At 41.5% G+C, this 19493-nt stretch carries 20 protein-coding genes and 1 tRNA gene; 8 read left to right on the top strand and 13 right to left on the bottom strand.

The window, feature by feature from the left end; translation table 11 throughout:
* Positions 1-126 precede the first annotated feature (126 nt).
* Entirely contained in the window at positions 127-1338 is a 1212-nt protein-coding gene (locus tag J0656_RS11475; protein WP_207033881.1) for a site-specific integrase, read from the bottom strand.
* Positions 1339-1564: 226 nt separating this feature from the next.
* Positions 1565-1637 (bottom strand) — tRNA-Lys (locus J0656_RS11470).
* 118 nt (positions 1638-1755) lie between these two features.
* On the opposite strand from J0656_RS11470, the gene J0656_RS11465 reads away from it, so the two are divergent.
* Entirely contained in the window at positions 1756-2268 is a 513-nt protein-coding gene (locus tag J0656_RS11465) for a shikimate kinase (protein ID WP_207033879.1), read from the top strand.
* Here J0656_RS11465 and J0656_RS11460 read toward each other — a convergent pair.
* Together J0656_RS11460 and J0656_RS11455 are read right to left on the bottom strand one after the other, a co-directional pair.
* Entirely contained in the window at positions 2260-2757 is a 498-nt protein-coding gene (locus tag J0656_RS11460; RefSeq protein ID WP_207033877.1) for a phosphoribosyltransferase family protein, read from the bottom strand. The two genes, J0656_RS11465 and J0656_RS11460, sit on opposite strands and share 9 nt — an antisense overlap.
* 37 nt (positions 2758-2794) lie before the next feature.
* Positions 2795-3166 carry an Hsp15 family ribosome-associated heat shock protein gene (locus J0656_RS11455; RefSeq protein WP_207033875.1) on the bottom strand — a complete coding sequence of 124 codons (372 nt, stop codon included), beginning with the start codon at positions 3164-3166 and terminating at the stop codon, positions 2795-2797.
* A 78-nt stretch (positions 3167-3244) separates the two neighbouring features.
* Between J0656_RS11455 and J0656_RS11450 the strand changes: the two genes are divergently transcribed.
* Positions 3245-4198, top strand: coding sequence for an FKBP-type peptidyl-prolyl cis-trans isomerase (locus J0656_RS11450; protein ID WP_207033873.1), 954 nt, complete (start codon positions 3245-3247; stop codon positions 4196-4198).
* 66 nt (positions 4199-4264) lie between these two features.
* Here J0656_RS11450 and J0656_RS11445 read toward each other — a convergent pair whose 3' ends face one another.
* Genes J0656_RS11445 through J0656_RS11435 form a run of 3 tightly spaced genes read right to left on the bottom strand, consistent with a single transcriptional unit; the run spans position 4265 to position 6729 of the window.
* Positions 4265-4864, bottom strand: a complete 600-nt coding sequence (locus J0656_RS11445) for an outer membrane beta-barrel protein (RefSeq protein ID WP_166247356.1) — start codon at positions 4862-4864, stop codon at positions 4265-4267.
* 48 nt (positions 4865-4912) lie between these two features.
* Positions 4913-5866, bottom strand: a complete 954-nt coding sequence (locus tag J0656_RS11440) for a transketolase family protein (protein ID WP_207033871.1) — start codon at positions 5864-5866, stop codon at positions 4913-4915.
* A gap of 17 nt (positions 5867-5883) precedes the next feature.
* Entirely contained in the window at positions 5884-6729 is an 846-nt protein-coding gene (locus J0656_RS11435) for a transketolase (RefSeq protein ID WP_207033869.1), read from the bottom strand.
* Between the two features lie 156 nt (positions 6730-6885).
* Here J0656_RS11435 and tgt point away from each other — a divergent pair, with 156 nt between their 5' ends.
* The 5 genes from tgt to J0656_RS11410 all read left to right on the top strand — a co-directional run bounded on the left by tgt (position 6886) and on the right by J0656_RS11410 (position 13169).
* Positions 6886-8016, top strand: a complete 1131-nt coding sequence (tgt, locus tag J0656_RS11430) for a tRNA guanosine(34) transglycosylase Tgt (protein ID WP_207033867.1) — start codon at positions 6886-6888, stop codon at positions 8014-8016.
* Positions 8016-9098, top strand: a complete 1083-nt coding sequence (locus tag J0656_RS11425) for an LptF/LptG family permease (RefSeq protein ID WP_207033865.1) — start codon at positions 8016-8018, stop codon at positions 9096-9098. Before tgt ends, J0656_RS11425 begins: the two co-directional genes overlap by 1 nt.
* A gap of 114 nt (positions 9099-9212) precedes the next feature.
* The gene (locus J0656_RS11420) at positions 9213-10166 is read left to right on the top strand and encodes an acetyl-CoA carboxylase carboxyltransferase subunit alpha (RefSeq protein WP_207033863.1); all 954 of its coding nucleotides are present in this window, start codon (positions 9213-9215) and stop codon (positions 10164-10166) included.
* A gap of 167 nt (positions 10167-10333) precedes the next feature.
* On the top strand, positions 10334-11881 hold the full coding sequence (dnaB, locus tag J0656_RS11415; RefSeq protein ID WP_207033861.1) for a replicative DNA helicase: 1548 nt from the start codon (positions 10334-10336) through the stop codon (positions 11879-11881).
* Positions 11865-13169 (top strand): asparagine synthetase B, encoded by a 1305-nt coding sequence (locus J0656_RS11410; RefSeq protein WP_237688921.1) that lies wholly within the window; start codon positions 11865-11867, stop codon positions 13167-13169. Before dnaB ends, J0656_RS11410 begins: the two co-directional genes overlap by 17 nt.
* Here the strand turns inward: J0656_RS11410 and J0656_RS11405 are convergent.
* Both J0656_RS11405 and J0656_RS11400 read right to left on the bottom strand, forming a co-directional pair.
* Positions 13166-14053 carry a dienelactone hydrolase family protein gene (locus J0656_RS11405; RefSeq protein WP_207033859.1) on the bottom strand — a complete coding sequence of 296 codons (888 nt, stop codon included), beginning with the start codon at positions 14051-14053 and terminating at the stop codon, positions 13166-13168. The two genes, J0656_RS11410 and J0656_RS11405, sit on opposite strands and share 4 nt — an antisense overlap.
* A gap of 85 nt (positions 14054-14138) precedes the next feature.
* Positions 14139-14930, bottom strand: a complete 792-nt coding sequence (locus tag J0656_RS11400; RefSeq protein ID WP_207033858.1) for an HAD family hydrolase — start codon at positions 14928-14930, stop codon at positions 14139-14141.
* Between the two features lie 97 nt (positions 14931-15027).
* Between J0656_RS11400 and J0656_RS11395 the strand changes: the two genes are divergently transcribed.
* Positions 15028-15450, top strand: coding sequence for a secondary thiamine-phosphate synthase enzyme YjbQ (locus J0656_RS11395; protein WP_207033856.1), 423 nt, complete (start codon positions 15028-15030; stop codon positions 15448-15450).
* A gap of 102 nt (positions 15451-15552) precedes the next feature.
* Here the strand turns inward: J0656_RS11395 and rplT are convergent, their stop codons facing one another.
* The 4 genes from rplT to thrS all read right to left on the bottom strand — a co-directional run bounded on the left by rplT (position 15553) and on the right by thrS (position 18760).
* Positions 15553-15897: a 50S ribosomal protein L20 gene (gene rplT / locus J0656_RS11390; RefSeq protein ID WP_207033854.1), complete on the bottom strand. Its 345-nt coding sequence runs from the start codon at positions 15895-15897 to the stop codon at positions 15553-15555.
* Between the two features lie 89 nt (positions 15898-15986).
* Positions 15987-16184, bottom strand: coding sequence for a 50S ribosomal protein L35 (gene rpmI / locus J0656_RS11385; RefSeq protein WP_108245191.1), 198 nt, complete (start codon positions 16182-16184; stop codon positions 15987-15989).
* A gap of 47 nt (positions 16185-16231) precedes the next feature.
* Entirely contained in the window at positions 16232-16783 is a 552-nt protein-coding gene (infC, locus tag J0656_RS11380) for a translation initiation factor IF-3 (RefSeq protein ID WP_262904458.1), read from the bottom strand.
* A gap of 36 nt (positions 16784-16819) precedes the next feature.
* Positions 16820-18760, bottom strand: coding sequence for a threonine--tRNA ligase (thrS, locus tag J0656_RS11375; protein WP_207033852.1), 1941 nt, complete (start codon positions 18758-18760; stop codon positions 16820-16822).
* Between the last annotated feature and the right edge of the window lie 733 nt (positions 18761-19493).

Genomic DNA, 19493 nt, shown 5'->3' with positions numbered 1-19493 from the left:
AAAATTTGAGCCACCCGACATTTGGTTGTAGTGAATTGAAAATTAGATTTTTATATTCGTTTCGAGGGTGTTCAATTTTATCCGTTGGGGGCGGTTATATATCCTGTGTCTCCACATGATGGTTTACTAATACTTATCCTTCAGGATGCTCATATCATCATACAATTTCTTGTCTATTACCTTGGCGTAAATCTGAGTGGTCTTCAGAGATTGGTGCCCTAGCATTTTGCTTACCGATTCAATTGAAATACCATTGGATAAGGTTACTGTAGTAGCGAAGGTGTGACGTGCCAAATGAAAGGTAAGTTTCTTTTTAATCCCACAGGCGGAAGCAATTTCCTTTAAGTAGGCGTTGGTCTTTTGGTTGCTGATTACCGGTAATAGAGCCCTTGTAAGTAAGCTTTGCCGATGGTCATTGTACTTGAACAGTATTTTTTCAGCAATGGGCAGCAATGGCACGCTGCTCAATGAATCGGTTTTAGCTCTTTTGATCTTGATCCATCGTTTACCTTCTATACCATTCACTATATGGTTGTTTGAAAGCTTTTTGACGTCCACATAAGCCAATCCGGTAAAGCAACAAAAAACAAAAATATCCCTTACTTGTTCCAAGCTTTTTGACTCGAGCTGCAATTCGATCAGGGACCTGAGTTCTGCTTCGGTCAGGACATCTCTTTCCACCTTTTTCCATTCGGCCTTCCAAGAATAGAAAGGATCTTTTTTCACCCAATTATTGGCAAAGGCCATCCTCATGATTTTTTTGAAGTTGACCACGTATTTGGTAACCGTATTCTGATTGCCGATTTTTTGCGTCTTTAGGTAGTGGTGAAATCCATTGACAAAGTTTAAATCAACCTCCATTACATATAGGTCGGATACTTTATATTCCTTTTGGATAAAGCCGGCAAGATGGTTCATTGTGCGTACATGCCTGCGGTACGCTCCATAGGAATAGTCAGATCCGATCAACTCTTTGATCTGGGCATTGTGTTCTTCATAAATGGCAAGGAGTGTTTTATGGTCAGTTCCTTTGCCCAGTAGTTTGTTTTTGATGGTCTCCGCATTGAAGGGCTTTTTTTTGACCATCAACTTTGAATGGATTTCATAAGCTTTGGATTCCAGCTGGTCCATATAGTGGTTCATTTCTTTGGCCTCCTTGCCCGAACCCTTTATCCTTCCTTTTACGGAACACCATTTTTCGGGAGTTGTTTTTCGTTTGATACTGAGCTCTGTCCTTTGACCGTTTACGGTAATCCTGAGATAGATACCAGCTTTTCCGGTTTTGTCCAATTGAGCCTTTCTTAGATAGTGGATTAAAGAGAATGTTTTTGTTTCCATTTGTCATCGATTTACTGATTCAATTTTGTTCCAAAGCATTTGAAAAAAAATGTTCGGATCGTTTTTAACATTGATCAGGTGCCATTTTTGCGGATTCTAAAACCGTTCACCGAATCGTTCACCGCGATATATGGTACAATTTGATATAAAATGAAATCAATAAAAACAAAAAAGCCTGTAAATCAATGACTTACAGACTTTTTGAATATTTTTGAAAGCTCAAAAGTGACCTGACTGGGGCTCGAACCCAGGACCCTCTCCTTAAAAGGGAGATGCTCTACCAACTGAGCTATCAGGTCTTCAAGTTGTGCCTAGCTGTTTGGCTAAGCGGGTGCAAATATAACATCAATAATCTATTTTCCAAGGTGAATTATAGATAAATTTGTGTTTTTTTGAAATCTGATAAAATTCATCAATATGAAAATTGTGTTAGTGGGATATATGGCGAGTGGAAAGTCGACCGTTGGACGATTGTTGGCCAGTCATTTACAGATGGAATTCATCGATTTGGACGACTATATTGAAGCCAATCAAAAAAAATCCATAAAAAATATTTTTTCTGAAAAAGGAGAGATTTTTTTCAGGAAGTTGGAGCATCAAATGCTAAAAGAGGTTCTGGAAAAGGAAGAATCTATCATAATTTCAACCGGGGGCGGCACACCGTGCTATGGAACCAATATGGCCACTATTTTGGAACAGGCAGATGCATCCATTTATCTTGACCTGAGCATTCCCAATTTGGTGAACAGGATTTCAAAAGAAAAAGTGAACCGGCCGCTGGTGAAAAATATTCCCGATTCGGAACTTCCCGAATTTATAGGCAAACACCTATTTGAGCGCAGGCCCTATTATTTACAATCAAAACACATTTTGGACTGCAACGGCAAGGATGTAGAAACCGTAGTGGATAAAATCAAGGAGTTACTCTAGGTAGACAGCGTTGTTTTTGGGCTCAAAATCCACTTTTATATGCTCGTTCAAGGAGGTGGATAACGAAATACCCTTGAAATCGGCCTTAATCGGATATTTTTTGTGGTTCCTGTTGACCAATACAGCCGTTTTAAGCTGTTTTATGGGCGTTTTAAGGAAATGATGTGTTCCATATATTAAAGTTGTGCCCGAGTTCAGTACATCGTCCACCAAAACGATTGATTTGTTTTTATAACCATCTTCAGCAAGGGAGGTACTGACCCCACTTTTCAACGGATTTTTCTTGTCCATATCCATTTTGCACAACACAATATTGGCATCGGTTATGTTCTTGAGTACGGTGACTATTTTTTTTGCAAAACTTTCTCCGCCACCTTTAATTCCGGCGACCACAATTTCATCCTCGTCCACATTGGTCTCATAAATCTGATAAGCGATTCTTTTGGTAATGTGCTGTATCTGGTCGTGGTTAAGAATAAGGTTCCTCATAGTTGTGCAATGGTTGATTCAAAGATATGAAAACGGTTTATTCCGATTCGTCCAAAAAGTCGTCCAAATCCCGACGGTCTTTTTTGGTAGGTCGACCAAGTCCTTTTTTTCGGTAATGCTTTTTTGCATGTTGAAGCAGTTCGCTGTGTTCAAAGGCATCTTTTGGCGTGGTGTCCTTTCGGTAAATATCCACCAATTTGGCTCCTACACGGCTCTCGGGAACGTCCAAAACCGTAAGTTGATAGTCGATTTGATTTTTCCGTACCACGATTTTATCCATAGGGAAAACATCCCGTGAAGGCTTTACGGCACTGCCATTTACCCTAACATGGCCTTTTTTGACCGCATTGGAGGCAATGCTACGTGTTTTAAAGTATCTAGTGCACCAAAGGTACTTGTCTATTCGCATGGTCTTCGCAAATCTTTGTTAACGGACGGAACAAAAATAATGGAAAATTGTATCTTGCGCGCCTAAATAACAGACTTGATGAAGTACGGAGTTTTAGTATTTATTTGTTTTGCGGTAACGCTGCTATCTTGTAAAAATGATGATGACGGAGGCCCAGAAGCCATACCCCCAAGTTTATTGAGCGATGTGGCACCGGAGGATGACGAAACCATAAGGGAGTTTTTGAACACCCACTTTTACAACTACGAAGAATTTGAAACACCACCTGAGGGCTTTGATTATAGAATAGTTATTGATACCATAGCAGGCGAGAATGCCGACAAACGACCTTTAATGGAAGATGCCGAATCGGTTACGGTAAATGTATCATCAAGTTTTTTTGGCCTAAGTGCGGGAGAAGAAGATATCGCTCATAAACTATATTATATTGAAGCACGGGAAGGCGGCGGAGAAAGCCCAACCTATGCGGATTCTACTTTGTTGAAGTATGAAGGCTCCTTGTTGAATGGGACTCCTTTTGATCAAAGAGCCGAATTTGCTTGGCAAGAACTTTCCTTTAACGTTCAAGGTTACTCCAATGGTGTTGCAAAAATGAAAGCGGGAACACCCGACCAAATCATAGATAATCCAGATGGTACTTATAGTATTGCCAACAGCGGTATTGGACTGATCATTATGCCTTCAGGTCTCGGATATTTTCATAATCCAAGAGATGCTTCTGTGATACCAAGGTATTCCCCTTTAATCTTTAAAGTGGAGTTAGGTGCTTTTGTTGAGGATACCGATAGTGATAATGATGGTATTCCCTCAATCCAGGAAGATTTGAATGGTAATGGATACTTGGGGGACGATAATACAGACTTTGATGTAGAGCCTTTCAATGGTCGTTTGGCCAATTTTCGTGATGCAGACGACGATGGTGATGGTATACCTACACGAGATGAGATTTCGGACGAAAATGGGAATATCATCATTCCTTATCCAGATGCGGACGGGGACGGGGTTCCAGATTATTTGGACCCGGACAACTAGGAGAGATTATAAAAAACAAAAACCCGCTGCATCGCAGCGGGTTTTTTTATTGTACTTAATCGGATATTATAATTTCAGCGATGCTGCAAAAATAACTTGGGAAGGTCTTGAATCTATCCTTCCTTCGACATTGGCAACATTGGCGTCGATAAATTCGGCTTCATTTTTAGAAAAACCTCTTTCATAACGCACATCCAGTCCAAGCCTACCAAGATTGACACCGATACCGGCATTTAGACCAACTGTAAAATCGTTTTCTACATCTTCTACTGTCAAACCTTCCAAATCGTTCTTAAGGGTATATTGGAATGCAGGACCTGCAAAAATATGCAGGGGTCCAATCAATTTATACCCCAAAAGCACGGGCATGTCCAATTTGGACACATCGTAGTCTTGTGAGTTTCCATTAATATCATAAGAACTCTTTGTCTTGGAATATACCAACTCTGGTCTTAAATAGATCTTAGGGAAATCCAGTTTGCCCCAAAAACCAAAATGATACCCGGCTTTACCTTCAGGATCATCAACGGCATCTGTTACGGTGTTGACCAAATCTCCGTTCTTGTTGTACGAAAGACCGGCCTTAATACCAAATCCAGAGCCACTCTGGGCCATTGCAGCAGAGCCAATAAGGGCAAATGCCACTACTAAAAAAGTTTTTTTCATAAGTGTTGTTTTAAAAGATGAAATATCTCCATAGGGAGATACCTGAAACTATTTACGTTTCAACACCTTTAAAACGGCAGCTTCGATGGCTTTATTGTTCAAGCCATACTTCTCCATCAACTGCTCTGGCGTACCACTTTCCCCGAAGGTATCCTGTGTGGCCACAAACTCTTGAGGAGCAGGATGATTGCTGGCCAATACACGGGCTACACTTTCTCCAAGTCCACCTAAATAATTATGCTCTTCTGCAGTTACCACACAACCTGTTTTCTTCACGGAATCCAAAATGGCTTTATCATCCAAAGGCTTTATGGTGTGGATGTTGATCACTTCCGCTGAGATTCCCTGGTTTTCCAAACTTTCAGCAGCAAGGAGTGCTTGCCATACCAAATGTCCGGTTGCAATGATTGTTACATCGGTACCTTCGTTGAGCATTAGCGCCTTCCCGATTTCAAATTTTTGGTCAACAGGAGTGAAATTGGCCACTTTTGGTCTTCCAAAACGGAGATATACGGGACCATGATGCTCTGCGATGGCAATGGTGGCCGCCTTGGTTTGGTTGAAATCACAAGGATTGATCACCGTCATCCCGGGCAACATTTTCATCAAACCGATATCTTCCAAAATCTGGTGGGTCGCACCATCTTCCCCCAAGGTCAATCCGGAGTGGGAGGCACATATTTTTACATTTTTATCGGAATACGCAATGGACTGGCGGATTTGATCGTACACACGGCCAGTTGCAAAGTTGGCAAAAGTAGAGGCAAAAGGAATTTTCCCGCCAATGGTCAAACCGGCGGCCATACCCATCATGTTAGCCTCTGCAATTCCCACCTGAAAGAAACGTTCTGGGTTTTCCTCGATAAAGGTTTCAATCTTAAGGGAACCTACCAAATCGGCACAAAGGGCCACTACATTTGGGTTGGTTCTCCCCAGTTCCGTCATTCCGGCACCATATCCGCTTCGGGTGTCCTGTTTTCCTTGATCTGTATATTTAGTCATTGTATCTTTTTCTATAATTAGTAATCGCCTAAAGTCTCTGGGTTCTGCTCCAACGCATTTGCCAATTGCTCATCGCTTGGTGCCTTACCGTGCCAAGCGTGGGTGTGCATCATAAAATCAACACCATTCCCCATTTCAGTTGTCATGACAATACAAACGGGTTTCCCTTTTCCAGTCCTGCTCTTGGCTTCTTTAAGCCCTGCAACAACTTGCTCTAGGTCGTTTCCGTTTTCAATTTCCAACACATCCCATCCAAAAACCCTGAATTTTTCGGCGACATCGCCAATGGGCAATACATCTTCGGTAGCACCATCGATTTGTTGTCCGTTTCTATCAACAGTTGAAATCAAGTTGTCCACTTTATTACCTGCGGCATACATAATTGCTTCCCAGTTTTGACCTTCTTGCAACTCGCCATCCCCATGAAGGCTGAACACCAAATGGTCGTCCCCGTTCAATTTTTTTGCCAAGGCGGCACCAATGGCAACCGACATTCCCTGGCCCAAAGATCCCGATGCTACGCGAACACCAGGTAGGCCTTCGTGGGTAGTGGGGTGTCCCTGTAATCTGGAATCGATTAGCCTAAAGGTGTTGAGTTCCTCAATGGGAAAGTAACCTCTTCGGGCTAAAACGCTATAAAAAACGGGGGAAATATGGCCATTGGACAGGAAAAATATGTCTTCCCCAATTCCATCCATATCAAATCCATCTTTTAATTCCATTACCTCGTTGTAGAGTGCTACAAAAAACTCGGTACAGCCCAAGGAACCTCCTGGGTGACCCGAATTTACCTTATGGACCATTCGTAAAATGTCCCTTCTAACCTGTACTACCAGGTCCTGTAATTCTTGCGTGTTCGGCATCGTGTCAATAATTTAGATATCAAATGTAATCTCATTATTTGTAGAAAACAAGTGTTGATTTTACATTTAATAAACATCTTACCTTCAGAAACTTTATTTTTTTGTTAAGGATGAACGAAATAGAGTTAGTTATATTTGCGGTTCTAAAACGAACAATTGGATTTTACCTTATTACAAAAGGACAGCAAAACTAAGGCTAGGGCAGGGGAACTGACTACCGACCATGGTAATATTCAGACCCCTATTTTTATGCCCGTAGGTACCGTGGCCTCCGTTAAGGGCGTTCACCAGCGGGAATTAAAGGATGAAATAAATCCTGATATTATTTTAGGGAACACCTATCATCTTTTCTTAAGACCGGGCACCGGAATACTTGAAGAAGCTGGTGGACTTCATGAATTTATGAATTGGGACCGTCCCATTTTGACGGATAGTGGAGGATATCAGGTATATTCTTTATCCGATAACAGAAAGATTAAAGAAGAAGGGGTCAAGTTTAAATCCCATATTGATGGTTCTCGTCATGTGTTTACCCCGGAAAATGTAATGGAGATACAGCGTACCATTGGTGCGGACATCATCATGGCTTTTGATGAGTGTACTCCATATCCTTGTGATTATCAGTACGCCAAACGTTCCATGCACATGACGCATAGGTGGTTGGATAGATGCATCAACCATTTGGAAAAGCTTCCGTTCAAATATGGGTATTCACAAAGTTTTTTTCCAATAGTACAAGGTTCTACCTATAAAGATTTAAGAAAACAATCCGCGGAGTATATTGCATCGGTAGGAGCAGAGGGGAATGCCATTGGCGGCCTATCGGTAGGGGAGCCCGCTGAAGAAATGTATGAAATGGCGGAGATTGTATGTGATATTTTACCAGAGGATAAACCAAGATACCTCATGGGTGTTGGTACCCCGATAAATATTTTGGAAAATATAGCCTTGGGCGTGGACATGTTCGATTGCGTGATGCCCACCAGGAATGCCAGAAATGGGATGTTGTTCACCGCACACGGTACCATCAATATCAAAAATAAAAAATGGGAGAACGATTTCTCTCCCATTGACGAAATGGGCATCACATTTGTGGATACCGAATATTCCAAGGCCTATCTGCGACATTTGTTCGCGGCCAATGAATATTTGGGCAAGCAAATTGCCACCATTCACAACCTTGGTTTTTATTTATGGTTGGTGCGTACCGCAAGAGAACGTATTTTAGCCGGAGACTTTTTGGAGTGGAAGACCAAAATGGTCAATCAAATGGATAAAAGATTGTAATGCTTACCATACTCGATAGATACATTTTAAAACGTTACCTGATTACCTTTATGGGGATGCTTTTGCTATTTGTGCCTATCGGGATTATGGCGAACTTGGCAGAAAAAATAGGTAAGATCATTGATAATGAGGCCCCATTGGCAGAAGTAATCGTGTTCTATGGTAATTTTACTTTGGTGATTGGAAACCTATTATTACCGATTTTCCTTTTCCTATCGATTATCTTTTTCACCTCAAAATTGGCCAGTAATACGGAGATCGTGGCGATTTTGAGTTCCGGTGTGTCTTTCGGACGGTTTTTGCGTCCCTACTTTGTCGGTGCAACATTGGTGGCCATACTAATATTTATGATGGGGATGTTCATCGTGCCCCATGCCAGTATTGGTTTTAATGAGTTTGAGTACAAATATTTTAAAAAAGGAAAACAGACCAGGGTAACGGAGAATATCTTCAACCAATTGAACGAGAGCGATTATTTGTACGTAAGCAGTTTTGATCCCAATCGTCAGATAGGATACAATTTTACCTACGAGCATTTTGATTCCATCGGTAAATTGGACTACAAGATTTCTGCCAGCAATATTCGTTGGATAGCAGATGACAGTATATACCGCTTGACCAATTACGAGAAGCGAGAGGTAAGGAACGAAACCGAATACATCAACGCAAAACGCAGGTTGGATACCGTTTTCTCCTTTAAGATAGATGATCTAACACCGGTGTCGTATGTGGCCGAGACCAAAAACCTTTTTGAGCTGAACGATTTTATCGAAGATCAGCGCAGAAAAGGCGCATCGAACATCAATGCATACGTGCTCGTAAAATATAAAAGGTGGGCACTGCCCATTGCGGCGTTTATTCTTACCGTAATCGCCGTGGCAGTATCCTCCGTAAAGCGTAGGGGGGGGATGGGACTCAATTTGGCCTTCGGTATCGGAGTGGCTTTTGTGTACATCTTCTTCGACAAAGTTTTTGGAACATTGGCAGAGCAATCCGGTTTTTCACCACTTTTGGCCGTGGTGATTCCCAACCTTCTTTTTGGCGTTTTTGCCGTTTATATGTTGATGAAGGCCAAACGATAATTCAGTCATTATGGCGTATATTGTTGAAGTTAAAAGACTTGTATATTTCATGTGAGTATGTCATAATGTTATATATTTGTCCCCATTGTTTTTCGTGAAAATAAAAGACTTCCCATGGAATATCTAGAATTTGAACTCCCCATCAAAGAACTTGAAGAGCAACTTCAAAAATGTATGGTGATTGGGGAAGAAAGTGATGTAGACGTTACCGAAACCTGTTCTCAAATAGAGAAAAAACTGGCTCAGACCCGAAAAGATATATATCAAAACCTTACCGCTTGGCAAAGGGTGCAATTATCAAGGCACCCCAGTAGGCCTTACACGATGGATTACATCAATGCCATTTGTGGAGATACTTTCTTGGAGCTTCATGGTGACAGAAATGTAAAGGATGACAAGGCCATGGTGGGCGGACTTGGAAAGATTGGTGACCAGAGCTATATGTTCATCGGTCAGCAAAAGGGATACAATACCAAGACCCGCCAGTACCGAAATTTTGGTATGGCAAATCCGGAAGGATACCGTAAAGCACTTCGTTTGATGAAGTCCGCCGAAAAATTTAAGATTCCGGTAGTGTGCTTTGTAGATACCCCCGGTGCTTACCCAGGTATCGAAGCCGAGGAACGTGGTCAAGGAGAGGCTATTGCCCGTAACATTTTGGAGATGACCCGCTTAAAGGTGCCTATCATTGTAATTATCATTGGTGAAGGAGCATCCGGTGGCGCATTGGGCATCGGTGTAGGTGACAAAGTGTTGATGCTGGAAAATACATGGTACTCCGTAATCTCTCCAGAATCTTGTTCATCCATTCTTTGGAGAAGTTGGGAATACAAGGAACAAGCCGCAGAAGCTTTGAAGTTGACCGCTACCGATATGAAAAAGCAGGGTCTGGTCGATGAAATCGTTAAGGAACCTCTTGGGGGTGCTCATTCCAATAGACAGAAAACATTCGAAACCGTTGCAAATAAAATTTCTTCCCATTTCGAAGAACTCAATAAGTTATCACCAAAGGAATTGGTGAAATCCCGAATGGAAAAATATTCCAATATGGGTGTTTTCAGTGAATAATCCTTGTTTTTTGGGGGGTGACCATTTTAGTTAGGTTATGTCCCCGATTTTTTTTATGTTATTAACAGGTATTTTAAGTTATCAACATTTAAATTGTTGAGTACCTGTGGAAATCGTTATTGTCAAAATTAAAGTTAACTAAAGGTTAATTAGCTACTTTCGCATTCATGGAAAAACCTAGCCCCATAGTTGGACACAGAGTGGACAAATCTGCCCTTATCAGTCTTGAGAAAGGAAAAATACCTCCTCAAGCAGTTGATTTAGAGGAAGTTGTGTTGGGTGCTATGATGATTGACAAAAAAGGTGTCGATGAGGTCATCGATATTCTTCATCCTGACGTTTTCTATAAAGATTCCCATAAATACATCTACGAGGCCATCTTCAAACTGTTCGAATCTTCCGAACCGGTGGATTTATTAACGGTTTCTTCCCAATTGAAGAAGGATGGTAAGCTGGAAGTGTCGGGAGGTGATTTTTACCTCATTAAACTTACCCAAAAAGTTGCTTCTTCGGCCCATATCGAGTTTCACGCAAGAATCATACTTCAAAAATATATCCAGAGAAGTTTGATAAAGATTTCCAACGATATTATTGAAGAAGCCTACAGCGACTCCACCGATGTTTTTGACCTCTTGGACAATGCAGAGGCAAAATTGTACGAAGTAACTCAAGGTAACTTAAAGCGCTCTGCGGAAACAGCACAGAATTTGGTGATTCAGGCCAAAAAGAGAATCGAGGAAATTTCGAACAAGGAAGGTCTGAGCGGTATTCCGTCAGGGTTTGATAAATTGGACAAACTTACCTCCGGTTGGCAGCCCAGTGATTTGATCATTGTGGCGGCACGTCCGGGTATGGGTAAAACAGCTTTAACGCTGTCCATGGCTCGTAATATTGCCGTGAACTCAGAAATCCCAGTGGCGTTCTTCTCCTTGGAGATGTCATCCGTACAGTTGATTACCCGTTTGATTTCTTCTGAAACAGGTTTGTCATCGGAAAAATTGAGGACCGGTAAACTGGAAAAGCACGAATGGGAACAATTGAACGTAAAGGTGAAAACCTTGGAAAAAGCACCGTTGTTCATTGATGATACACCATCACTGTCAATTTTCGACCTTCGTGCGAAAGCTAGGCGATTGGCTTCACAACATAATATCAGATTGATTATTATTGATTACTTACAATTGATGACCGCTGGAGGAAGTCAAAAAGGAGGAAACCGTGAACAAGAAATTTCTACCATTTCGCGTAACCTAAAGGCATTGGCCAAGGAACTCGATGTTCCAGTGATTGCACTTTCGCAGTTGTCCAGGGCAGTGGAAACACGTGGAGGAAGCAAGCGCCCCATACTTTCGGATTTGAGGGAATCGGGAGCGATTGAACAGGATGCGGATATTGTATCGTTCATCTACCGCCCCGAATATTATAAAATTGACGAGTGGGACGATGAGGAGCGCACCCCTACCCAAGGTCAGGCAGAGTTTATTGTAGCGAAGCACCGTAACGGTGGTTTAGAAAATATTAGGTTAAAATTTGTGGGTGCTCTAGGTAAATTTGATAACTTGGATGACTTTGATTCCCCATTCGAATTCCAATCGAAGATGAATGCGGACGAAGATAATCCCTTTGCGACACCAAATCTTCCCAGTGCGGACGATGCATTTGGTAGCGCAATGAACAGTGATGATGACCTAGATGATAATGACGTACCCTTTTAAAAACAACAAATTCCTGTCACCTCGAGCGCAGTCGAGAGGTATTCTTTTTATAATCCTCTTATTTTCATTACAATCTTTTGCCTCCGTTATCCTAATCCCTATGGATGACGAAGGACAAAAAAATCATTTAAAAGCATACGGAATCACCTATTGGGTGCTATCCAAGCAGCAAAAGGTTCAATGGTTGCTCAACTATCGTGGCGGCTCTTTTTTATTGCCAGATGGAGAGGCCATCCGAAAAGAATGTCAGATTAGAGACGTTTCTTTTGAAGTACTTTCAGATGGACAGGCTGCACAGATTCTGGATGATATAAGTAGTCCATCTCAAAACCAAGATGCAGTGATCCTTGAAAAAGCACCAAAGATTGCGGTGTATTCCCCAAAGGGAAACCAACCATGGGACGATGCAGTGACCATGGTGCTCACCTATGCGGAAATTCCTTATACCACAATTTACGATACAGAAGTTTTGGGCGATAAATTGGCCCTGTATGATTGGCTGCACTTGCACCATGAAGATTTTACAGGTCAGTATGGACGATTCTATGGGCACTACAGAGCTGCTCCATGGTATATTGAGGACAAGGCAAATGCTGAAGCATTGGCTCAAAGCCTCGGATATTCTAAAGTGTCCGATGAAAAATTGGCTGTGGCTCTTAAAATTCGAAATTATGTGATTGGGGGCGGTTTTATGTTCGCCATGTGCTCGGCCACTGATAGTTTTGATATTGCCTTAGCTGCTGAAGGCGTTGATATTTGCGAGCCTATGTTCGATGGGGACCCTTCGGATGCGAATTATCAATCTAAGCTCGATTTTAGCAACACGTTTGCGTTTACCAATTTTACGTTGGAGCGAAATCCTATTCGGTATGAGTTTTCATCCATCGATATGACCAATAAAAGGGCGAATGTGCCCAAGGAGTCGGATTATTTCTCATTGATGGAATTCTCGGCCAAGTGGGACCCCGTTCCTACTATGTTGACCCAGAACCATACCAGCTTGGTAAAAGGATTTATGGGACAGACCACGGCTTATACCCGAAAAGAGGTAAAGCCAACGGTAATGGTGCTTGGTGAGAATAAAATCAATGGGGAGGCAAGATACATCCATGGCATCAAGGGCAAAGGCTTTTTTACCTTTTACGGAGGTCACGACCCTGAGGATTACCAGCATAGGGTAGGGGACCCCAAAACCGAGTTGGAACTTCATCCAACCTCGCCAGGCTACCGTTTGATTTTGAACAATGTGCTGTTCCCTGCTGCCCGCAAAAAGAAGCAGAAGACCTAACTCAGGTGTTCCTTGAAGAAATCAACCGTCCTTTTCCACGCCAAATCAGCTGATGCTTCATCAAAACGGGGAGTGGTATTGTTGTGGAACCCATGGTTCACATCCGGATAAAAATGTACCTCGTAATCTTTATCGAGTTCTTTCAGTTTTGCTTCATAGGCTTCCCAACCGGCATTCACCCGTTCATCCAATCCTGCATAATGAATCAATAGTGGGGCATTGATCTCTGCCACTTCATCATCTGCGGGCTGACTTCCGTAAAAGGGAACGGCTGCGGCCAAATCTGGGACTTTTACGGCCATCATATTGGAAATCCATCCACCAAAACAAAATCCTACTACACCAATTTTACCGTTGCAACCCTCGTGGTTTTTAAGATATTCATAGGCTGCAATAAAATCCTGAAGCATTTCGTCCCTATCTCGTTGTCGTTGAAGCGTTCTGCCTTCGTCATCATTGCCAGGGTAACCTCCAAGGGGGGTAAGGGCATCGGGAGCCAAGGAAATAAAACCCGCTTTCGCAGCTCTGCGTCCAACATCTTCGATGTAAGGATTAAGGCCACGATTTTCGTGCACCACGACGACTCCGCCCATTTTACCTCCTGCATTCTTTGGTTTGGAGAGCAACCCTTTGATTTCACCACCCCCTTTTGGTGAGTTGTAGGTAATGAATTTGGAATCCAGCTCAGGGTCGTTCGGTGATACGGTAAGCGTATCCTTGTAATTCGGCATAATAAAGCTCATCAAGGAAGCGATGGTGATTCCGCCGACGGCATAAACGGAAAGCTTTTCCATAAATTCCCTGCGGTCTATCTGGTTGTGGGCATATTTGTCGTAAAGGTCAAAGACTTCTTGTTTAATGTCGTCTTTTTTTAAAGATGCCATAGTGTTGCTTTTAAGGTTTGTCCTTTAAGGTACAAATTTTACAGAAGCAAATCACTTAAGTATAGAGGTTTGGAATATTGTCTTATTAAAGCAATTTTTCCAAAATACGCTCCACGCCAAAATTATCATTGCTATCCGTTCTGAACTTTGCCATTTTCAGCACATTTGGGTGGGCGTTGGCCATAGCGAAACTAAAATCGGAGAGTTCAAGCATTTCCAAATCGTTGTTATAGTCGCCAAAGACCATGATTTCGTTGGAAGCTATCTGAAATTCGTCCATTACTTTTTTCAGTGCGTAGCCTTTGTGGGCATTCAAATCGGAAATATCCACCCAATTGGTGCCGGATACTTTGACTTTCAGGTCTCCCTCCAGATGTTTTACATGTGGATAGATGTGTTCCTCGGAATTTTCAAAATGGTATATGGCTATTTTCAGCACGTCATCAACCACTTGTTTTTGGTCTTCCACGATTTGAAATTCAGAATAGTATTCACGTAGCATATCCAAAAATTCATTGGAATCTCCGCCGACATACGCGGTGTTTTGGGAACATAGAACGGGGTGGACATTTTCCAATGGCCGAACTGTATCAAGAATGCGGTGCACTTCGGATTGGTTAATTGTAGTTGTGAGCAGGGTCTTTTCTTGCTTTCTAATTAAAGCTCCATTTTCCGCAATGACCAAAATTTCATTCTTTATGGAGTCCAATTTGTCCACCATACTGTGGTACTGTCTTCCACTGGCAGCAACAAAGGCAATGTTCTTTTTTTTGAGTTCTTCGTAGATTTCAAAGAAACGAGAGCTCACCTCATGTTTGGAATTTAAAAGAGTCCCATCCATATCGGTGACCACCATTTTAATCTGTGATAAATCCATGCAAATTGATTAAGCTGCAAAGTTATTTGTTATTCATGGAACTGACTCTTTGATTTGGTAAACTTTATATTAATTTGGGACCAAAGAATGTTTTTACATGAATTTTTATCAGAAAGAAATACAATTGCGGTCGTACTCCAGAGGGTTCCATTTGATTACAGATTCAATTATTGATGCTGTTCCAGAGCTGAGAAAAATAAAAACTGGTTGTTTACAGGTATTTATTAAGCATACCTCGGCCAGCTTGACAATAAATGAAAACGCCGATCCAACGGTTAGAACGGATTTTGAAAGTCATATTAATAAAATGGTACCGGAAAACGCTCCGTATTACGTTCACAACTATGAGGGGCCTGATGATATGCCGGCCCATATCAAAGCCTCCTTGATGGGTGCCTCGGTTCAGATTCCTATCACGCAAGGTAGATTGAACATGGGAATTTGGCAGGGGATATATTTATGTGAGCATAGAAATCATGCTTCGGGAAGAAAGCTGGTTATTACAGCTTTTGGACAATAAATAAATTGTTGTCAGTTCGAGCGCAGTCGAGAACCTATTTAAAATAAAAGATCCCGCACAAGGCGGGATCTAAATAAGCGGGGTAAGTTTATATTAACTTTTTTACTTTACTTTCTCAACGATGGCCTTAAAGGCTTCAGGGTGGTTCATCGCCAAATCTGCAAGAACCTTTCTATTAAGTTCTATTCCATTAGCTTTTACTTTCCCCATGAATTGAGAGTAAGACATTCCGTGCATTCTAGCCCCGGCATTGATACGGGTAATCCAAAGTGAACGGAAAGTACGCTTTTTGTTTCTTCTGTCGCGGTAAGCATAAAGCATCGCTTTCTCTACCGCATTTTTGGCTACTGTCCAAACGTTTTTACGTCTTCCAAAGTAACCTTTTGCTTGCTTCATCACTTTTTTTCTTCTAGCTCTTGAAGCAACTGAATTTACTGATCTTGGCATAATGTCATTTTTTTGTAGCAGGCGTCCCTATAATGAGTGCTTTTTTTTGCCTGACTCCATGGTTAATAAATAATGTACCGGTCGAACAATTATTTTAAACGTAACTGTTCTTTGATGTTGTCCTCGTCCGCTTGGTGAACCAAGGTGGAGTGGGTCAACTTCAGCTTGCGCTTTTTGGATTTCTTAGTCAAAATGTGACTTTTAAAAGCGTGCTTTCTCTTGATTTTACCAGTTCCTGTAAGCTTAAAACGCTTTTTGGCACTGGATTTTGTTTTCATCTTAGGCATTTTCCTAGTATTTAACTCCGCTTATTATACCGAACTAAGTCCGGTTTTTATTTTTTACTTGTCTTGGGTGCGATGAACATGGTCATTCGCTTTCCTTCCAATTTTGGCATTTGTTCAACCTTACCAAGGTCTTCCAATTCTTGGGCCAATTTTAGAAGTAATATTTCACCCTGATCTTTATAAACGATGGAACGTCCTTTAAAGAATACATAGGCTTTTAGTTTGGCACCGTCTTTCAAGAATTTTTCAGCATGTCGCTTTTTAAATTCATAATCATGGTCATCCGTTTGTGGTCCAAACCTGATTTCCTTTACTACAACTTTACTAGCTTTGGCCTTCATGGCCTTATCACGTTTTTTCTGTTCGTAAAGGAACTTTTTATAATCCATTACCTTGCAAACAGGAGGTTCGGCGTTTGGCGAAATCTCTACCAAATCCAATTCCTGTTCCGTGGCTATTTCCCTTGCTTTGGAAATGGGGTAAACACCCATTTCAACATTGTCCCCGACAAGACGTACTTCTCGGGCCTTTATTTTTTCATTGATGTTGTGAGGGTTTTTGTTTTCCCTCCTAGGTTGGGGTCTAAATCTTCTTCTAATTGCTATGACGTAAACTTTTTAATTAAACTTAATTTTTTAGAACGACTTTAAGGTACTATTTATTTCAGTAGTTACCAAGTCTGAAAAAGCATCTACGTTTAAACTCCCTAAATCTTCACCGCCATGACGCCTTACAGATATGGTTGCAGACTCTTCTTCCTGCTCCCCGACTATGATCATAAAGGGGATTTTTTTGAGTTCTGCCTCCCGGATTTTCTTCCCTACCGTCTCGTTCCTCTTATCAATGAGCGCGCGAATTTCGTGATTTTCTAGTGAATTCAAAACTTTTTCCGCATATTTTTCATGTTTCTCACTGACGGGCAATACGATAGCTTGGGTCGGAATCAACCATAACGGGAAGTTACCACCGGTATGTTCCAATAGCAATGCTACAAACCGTTCCATGCTACCGAAGGGCGCGCGGTGAATCATAACGGGCCTATGCATTTCGTTATCGCTTCCTTTATAGGTAAGGTCGAAACGCTTGGGTAGATTGTAGTCAACCTGAATAGTTCCCAATTGCCAATTTCTGCCGAGGGCATCCTTGATCATAAAATCTAGCTTGGGGCCATAAAAAGCAGCTTCTCCACTTTCTATCACATAATTCAACCCTTTTTCTTCTGCAGCATTGATAATGGCCTGCTCCGCTTTTTCCCAGTCGTCCGTATTACCAATATATTTGTCGGGATTCTCAAGGTCCCTTACAGATACCTGGGCCGTAAAGTTGTCAAAACCTAATGAGTTCAATACATATAAAGTAAGGTCAATCACATTTTTGAACTCATCGTTCAATTGTTCCGTAGTACAGAAAATGTGGGCGTCATCTTGAGTGAAGCCTCTAACCCTGGTAAGCCCGTGCAATTCACCGCTCTGCTCATATCTATATACGGTACCGAACTCGGCATATCGTTTTGGCAAATCTTTATAACTGAAAGGATGGCTGTTGTATATTTCACAATGATGCGGACAGTTCATTGGCTTTAACAGGAACTCTTCATCCTCCTTAGGGGTGCGGATGGGCTGGAAGCTGTCTTCACCATATTTGGCATAATGCCCGGAGGTAACATAAAGTTCCTTTTGGCCAATATGTGGTGTGACCACCATTTCGTAACCTGCTTTCTTTTGGGCTTTTTTCAGGAATTGTTCCAAACGCTCTCTTAACGCAGCACCATTGGGTAGCCATAAAGGAAGGCCCTGACCAACCTTTTGCGAAAAGGTAAAAAGTTCCAGTTCCTTTCCAAGTTTTCTGTGATCTCTCTTTTTTGCTTCTTCTAAAAGTTGGAGGTATTCTGTAAGCTCCTTTTGTTTTGGAAAAGAGATGCCATAAACCCGTGTCAATTGCGTATTTTTTTCATCACCCCTCCAATATGCACCGGCAACGCTCAATAATTTAATGGCCTTGATGATTCCTGTATTGGGAATGTGACCACCACGGCACAGGTCGGTAAAGGTACTGTGGTCACAAAAGGTAATGGTGCCGTCCTCAAGGTTTTCTATAAGTTCAACCTTATATTCGTTCCCCTGTTCTTTGTAGTAAGAAAGCGCATCGGCTTTGGAAACACTTCTCATATGGTAGTCATGCTTCCCTCGGGCAATCTCCAAAGCTTTTTTCTCTATTGTCGGAAAATCCTTTTCCGAGATGCTTCGTTCGCCAAAATCAACATCGTAATAGAATCCGTTCTCAATGGCCGGACCTATGGTAAGCTTTATGCCAGGATAAAGTTCCTCCAAAGCCTGGGCCACAACGTGGGAGGTTGAGTGCCAAAATGCTTTTTTCCCCTCATCATCGTTCCATGTATAAAGAGTTAAAGTGCCATCGGTGGTTAATGGTGTTGTGGTTTCAACCGTAGTGTCATTAAATTTTGCGGAAATAACGTTTCTTGCTAGCCCTTCACTAATACTATGGGCAACGGAAAAAGGAGTGGTTCCCTTTTCAACTTCTTTTACAGCACCATCGGGCAGTGTGATCTTTATCATGCTATTTGAACTTCTATTTTTTATAATCTAAAGGACAAAGATAATACCTTGTATAGATGCTACAATACTTACCTTATATATAAGCACCAATTTTCTGCCAAGGGAGGGATGGATTCGAGTCTTTTTTGAAGTGCAGGAAGATTAAACGAAGTACGGTTTTGTGTTTTTGATTTTTTTTGTATTTTTATCTGCTTTGCTTTCAATTAGTTGGAAGAAATTCTACCAAGAAGAGAAAAAACCTCTTGTTTATTTATCAAATGGTGTTACATTTGCAGCCCGAAAAACAACAAAGGGTTTGTTTTTTTTTGGTAAGTTCAGAAGCATATTGAAGCAGCGGTTTTAACAGGTCAGCATGACTTGAAAAAAAACATAAAAAGCATTGTGTAATCGAAAAAAGGGTTTTACATTTGCAGCCCGAAAAACAGTAAGCTGTTTTGAGGAAAAGTTCATGTAAAATATTGTTTTTTGAGGTCAGGAAAATGTTTTGATTTTTTTCAAAAAAAAGCTTGCCAGTTTAAAAAACAGTTGTAAATTTGCAGCCGCTTTACAGAAGACGTAAAGTGGTTAAAGCCGAAAGGAGTTTGATTTTAGAAGGATTGATTCGGTTTTTTGAAACAAAGAAGTTCATATACATATTGTAACGACAGCGTAGAATTAAGAAATGAACCATTTTGATGCAGGGACTCGGTATTCCGGGTGTCGGACAGACATTCAAGGAAATACAATGAAGAGT

The sequence above is a fragment of the Flagellimonas aurea genome, from assembly GCF_017313785.1.
In the GTDB taxonomy this organism is placed as follows: domain Bacteria; phylum Bacteroidota; class Bacteroidia; order Flavobacteriales; family Flavobacteriaceae; genus Flagellimonas; species Flagellimonas aurea.
The sequence above is the reverse complement of the archived record's forward strand: the minus strand, read 5'-3'. Positions and strand labels throughout refer to the sequence as shown.

Coding starts and splice junctions, on each gene's coding strand:
- J0656_RS11475 (WP_207033881.1), bottom strand. CDS start 1,338: ATGGAAACAAAAACATTCTCTTTAATCCACTATCTAAGAAAGGCTCAA.
- J0656_RS11465 (WP_207033879.1), top strand. CDS start 1,756: ATGAAAATTGTGTTAGTGGGATATATGGCGAGTGGAAAGTCGACCGTT.
- J0656_RS11460 (WP_207033877.1), bottom strand. CDS start 2,757: ATGAGGAACCTTATTCTTAACCACGACCAGATACAGCACATTACCAAA.
- J0656_RS11455 (WP_207033875.1), bottom strand. CDS start 3,166: ATGCGAATAGACAAGTACCTTTGGTGCACTAGATACTTTAAAACACGT.
- J0656_RS11450 (WP_207033873.1), top strand. CDS start 3,245: ATGAAGTACGGAGTTTTAGTATTTATTTGTTTTGCGGTAACGCTGCTA.
- J0656_RS11445 (WP_166247356.1), bottom strand. CDS start 4,864: ATGAAAAAAACTTTTTTAGTAGTGGCATTTGCCCTTATTGGCTCTGCT.
- J0656_RS11440 (WP_207033871.1), bottom strand. CDS start 5,866: ATGACTAAATATACAGATCAAGGAAAACAGGACACCCGAAGCGGATAT.
- J0656_RS11435 (WP_207033869.1), bottom strand. CDS start 6,729: ATGCCGAACACGCAAGAATTACAGGACCTGGTAGTACAGGTTAGAAGG.
- J0656_RS11425 (WP_207033865.1), top strand. CDS start 8,016: ATGCTTACCATACTCGATAGATACATTTTAAAACGTTACCTGATTACC.
- J0656_RS11420 (WP_207033863.1), top strand. CDS start 9,213: ATGGAATATCTAGAATTTGAACTCCCCATCAAAGAACTTGAAGAGCAA.
- dnaB (WP_207033861.1), top strand. CDS start 10,334: ATGGAAAAACCTAGCCCCATAGTTGGACACAGAGTGGACAAATCTGCC.
- J0656_RS11410 (WP_237688921.1), top strand. CDS start 11,865: ATGACGTACCCTTTTAAAAACAACAAATTCCTGTCACCTCGAGCGCAG.
- J0656_RS11405 (WP_207033859.1), bottom strand. CDS start 14,053: ATGGCATCTTTAAAAAAAGACGACATTAAACAAGAAGTCTTTGACCTT.
- J0656_RS11400 (WP_207033858.1), bottom strand. CDS start 14,930: ATGGATTTATCACAGATTAAAATGGTGGTCACCGATATGGATGGGACT.
- J0656_RS11395 (WP_207033856.1), top strand. CDS start 15,028: ATGAATTTTTATCAGAAAGAAATACAATTGCGGTCGTACTCCAGAGGG.
- rplT (WP_207033854.1), bottom strand. CDS start 15,897: ATGCCAAGATCAGTAAATTCAGTTGCTTCAAGAGCTAGAAGAAAAAAA.
- rpmI (WP_108245191.1), bottom strand. CDS start 16,184: ATGCCTAAGATGAAAACAAAATCCAGTGCCAAAAAGCGTTTTAAGCTT.
- thrS (WP_207033852.1), bottom strand. CDS start 18,760: ATGATAAAGATCACACTGCCCGATGGTGCTGTAAAAGAAGTTGAAAAG.